The organism is Actinomadura sp. KC216, assembly GCF_004348535.1.
In the GTDB taxonomy this organism is placed as follows: domain Bacteria; phylum Actinomycetota; class Actinomycetes; order Streptosporangiales; family Streptosporangiaceae; genus Spirillospora.
In genome coordinates, this window is the sequence record NZ_SMJX01000527.1 from 1 (window position 1) to 3474 (window position 3474).

The window sequence follows — 3474 nt, forward strand, 5'->3', positions numbered from 1 at the left end:
GCCGAGCGGCTCGGCGCGGCCGTCTACCACCAGCCGATGAACGACGGGATCGACTTCCCCACCGGCCATCCGCTGTACGCGGGCATGCTGCCGCCGCACAACGCCGTCATCAGGGAGAAGCTGTCCGCCTACGACGTGGCGTTCATCGCCGGGTGCCACGCGTTCATGCCGCACCACTACACCCCCGGCCCGGCCGTCCCGGACGGGCTCGCGATCGTGCAGGTGGACGAGGACCCGGCGGAGATCGGCCGGAACTTCGCCGTCCGGCACGGCCTGACCGGCGACCTGTCCGAGACGCTGTGGGCGCTCGCCGGGCACCTGGACGGTCTCGTCCCTGACGCGCGGGAGCGGATCGAGCGGCTCGGCGCCCGGCACGCGGAGGAGCGCGCCAAGGTCGAGGAGGCCGCGAAGGCGGCGTACGGGGCGTCCCCGATGGACCCGGCCGCCGCAGCCCACGCCGTCGCGTCCGGGCTCCCCCACGGGACGGTGGTGGTCGAGGAGGCGATCACCGCCGGGCTGAAGCTGCGCGAGGTGCTGCGCCAGGACTTGCCCCGCTCCTACGTGCACACGGTCGGCGGCGGGCTCGGCTGGGGCATCGGCGCGGCGATCGGCACCCGGATGGGCGACCCGGACCGCCCGGTCGTCGCGGTGCTCGGGGACGGCTGTGCCATGTTCGGCCTCCAGGGGCTGTGGAGCGCCGCCCGCTACGAGATCCCCGTGGCGTTCGTCGTGATGAACAACGGCGAGTACCGAACGCTGAAGAACACGCTCGATCAAAGTGGCGGATCGTCGGCGAAACACGGAGAATACGTCGGCATGGATCTCGCACCCCCCGCGCTCGACTGGCAGAGCGCCGCCCGCCTGTTCGGCATCGACGCGGTCCGGGCCGGTTCGGCGGCCGAGCTGCGGGACGCGGTCGCCGGTGTCAAGGCGCTCGACGCCCCGCTGCTCATCGAGGCCCCGATCACCGGCCACGGGGACGATGCCTGATGCCCCTGGCCAGGCACTCCGCCCGCTTTCCCGCGCTTGCCGACCGGCACGATCGCGGTGACCATCGGGGTATGGACCCCCAGAGCACGGGCGAGGGGCCGCCGAGGTCGGTGCTGGCGCGCGGCCTCAGCCTCCTGGACGCGTTCGGTTCCGCCGACAAGGAGCTGAACCTGACCGAGCTGGCCGCCCGGACCGGCCTGCCGAAGCCGACCGCGCACCGGCTGCTGAGCGAGCTGGTGCGGTGGGGCGGCGTCGAGCGCACGGAGACCGGTTACCGGCTGAGCATGCGGCTGTTCGTGCTGGGCCAGCGGGCGCCGCGGCCGCGCGGGCTGCGCGAGGCCGCGCTCCCCTACCTGGAGGACCTGTACGAGGCGACGCACGAGAACATCCACCTCGCCGTCCTGGACGGGATGGACACGCTGTTCCTGGAGAAGGTCAGCGGGCGCCGTTCCATGCCCATCGTGTCGCGGGTGGGCGGGCGGCTGCCCGCGTACTGCACGGCGACCGGGAAGCTGTTCCTCGCGCTCGGGCCGCCTGAGCGGCTGCAGAAGGTGTTGGACGCGGGCCTCGTCCGCTACACGCCCCACACGATCATCATGCCGGGGCTGCTGCAGCGGGAGCTGGCCCGCACCGCCGACCGCGGCTACGCCGTCAACCGGGAGGAGTCGGAGGCCGGGGTGTCCGCGGTGGCGGCGCCGGTCCTCGACCACCGCCGCCGCGTGATCGCCGCGATCTCCATCACGGGGAACGTGTGCCGGCTGGACCTGGACCGGCTGGCCCCGGCCGTCCGGACCGCCGCGCTGGCGCTGTCGAGGGAACTGGCCCGGGAGAGCGCCGCCGGTGAGCTGAAAACGGGGATCCCCCGGTGATCTTTCGATACCGGGAGATCCCCGATTTTCCATGCACCGGCAGCCCTGTGCCGGGTCTGGACGAGACCGCGCCCGCCTTGTGAGCCATTTCACTCAGGGCCGAGTCGTTTCACTCGCAGTGCCCGAGTGGCCTCACTCACGGGGCTGAGCCGTATCACTTCACGGCCGGGGCGCGGCCTCAGGTCATGAGCCGAAAGGCCTGGGCTTGCCCTTCTTGCCGGCGCCGGAGCCCCACTTCAGGACTTCCCACTTGATGCCCTTCAGGTGGCCTTCGCCGCCACCGGCGTTGTACTTGTTCCTCGGCTTCTTGCCGTCCAGCAGGTACCGGAAGGTGTAGGTGTCGAGGTCGAGCATGATGCCCTTGTGCGACGGCCTGCCCGGCCCGCGGTCGCCGACGAAGCCGGTGACGCTGCGGCCGTTGTAGGTCACCTTGACCTTGGTGTGCATGGGCCAGCTCGGGCTGGCGAACAGGCCCTTCTGCATCGGCTTGCCGCCTGCGGGGGCGCCGGTGTCTCCGTTCACGCCGGAGCCGTCGTCCCAGAAGTAGGACGCGGTCGTCGTGCCGCTGAGCAGGACCCTGGAGTCCTTCTTGTTGCGCTTGGTGTCCGCGGCGGAGTCGCCCTTCGCCTCGGACCTGTCCGAGCTCTTGGGGGCGTCCTTGTGCTGGCCGGTGGTCTGGGCCTGCTGGGAAAGGTTCTGCTGCTCGCTGGGAGCGGAGTCATCGCTTGCGGCGGCCACACCGGCCACGAGCATGCCCGCGAGGGCGGTACCGGTGACGCCGGTCAGGATGACATTGATCGCTCGCTGCTGCATGTATTTCCTTCGTTCGGGGAACAGGGCTGCCGCTTCGCACCGGGCGGCGCTGGGCCGGGATCCGGGCATGGAGAAACGGCTCCGAGACTCAGGACTCGGGAGACACCGCCGCGAGGAAGACCCGCTTGGAACGATCCACAGGCATGCGGACCGCGCCCGCGATCAAGGGCGCACGTCCGTCCTTGGACGTGCGCGTATCACGGACTTAGATGAAGCGGGAGAAATGCCGACCGGGGGCTCATTGGCTCCACACGGTGGACGGCCGGTGCATGGTACGGCCGCTGTTCGGCACTCGTGGATCCCGCCTGGCGGGCGGGAAGCGACGGCTCTGCGATGGGCCGGGTCAACGGTTCATGACCCTGACCTGGGGTCGACTATATACGGCATTACCGCGCTTTCGCCAAACGGGCGATTTCTTTACCTTTGACCAGGTAGATCTTTTCCGGGGAACCAGTCCGGATCGCCTTTCGCATAGGGCTTTCGGCCCACTCGGCATGCCCCGGGCACCGAGAAAAGGATCTTTAAACTCCCCTGGCCTGGAGGCCTTGGACGTCCTCAGGACGGGCCCGGACAGCGTCAAAGCCGGGCCCCGGCGGGGGGCGGAGGGCCCCGCTAGCCCGGGCGGGCGGCGGCCCGCTAGCCCGGGCGGGGCCGCACAGACGGGCGTCGACACGGGACGGACGGGCGGACGGCGGGCACAGGGCCCGCCCAGGACGCCCGTCAGCGAGGCAAAGGGGGGTCCCTAAGGCAAGGAGGGGTCTCTAAGGCAAAGGGGTCTCTGCGCCCCGGCCTCCGCAGAGAC

Annotated in this window: 3 protein-coding genes; 2 read left to right on the forward strand and 1 reads right to left on the reverse strand. The window is 70.7% G+C overall.

The features are described from left to right. Both E1264_RS41465 and E1264_RS41470 read left to right on the forward strand, forming a co-directional pair. On the forward strand, nucleotides 1-990 hold a 990-nt coding region (locus E1264_RS41465; protein WP_243711494.1), incomplete at its 5' end, for a thiamine pyrophosphate-dependent enzyme. A 71-nt stretch (nucleotides 991-1061) separates the two neighbouring features. Continuing rightward, a complete protein-coding gene (locus tag E1264_RS41470; protein WP_132182887.1) occupies nucleotides 1062-1859 on the forward strand; it encodes an IclR family transcriptional regulator in 798 nt (265 codons plus the stop codon). A gap of 183 nt (nucleotides 1860-2042) precedes the next feature. On the opposite strand, the gene E1264_RS41475 is transcribed toward E1264_RS41470, so the two are convergent. After that, nucleotides 2043-2672 (reverse strand): hypothetical protein, encoded by a 630-nt coding sequence (locus E1264_RS41475; protein WP_132182889.1) that lies wholly within the window; start codon nucleotides 2670-2672, stop codon nucleotides 2043-2045. Nucleotides 2673-3474: the final 802 nt, after the last annotated feature.

Coding starts and splice junctions, on each gene's coding strand:
- E1264_RS41470 (WP_132182887.1), top strand. CDS start 1,062: ATGGACCCCCAGAGCACGGGCGAGGGGCCGCCGAGGTCGGTGCTGGCG.
- E1264_RS41475 (WP_132182889.1), bottom strand. CDS start 2,672: ATGCAGCAGCGAGCGATCAATGTCATCCTGACCGGCGTCACCGGTACC.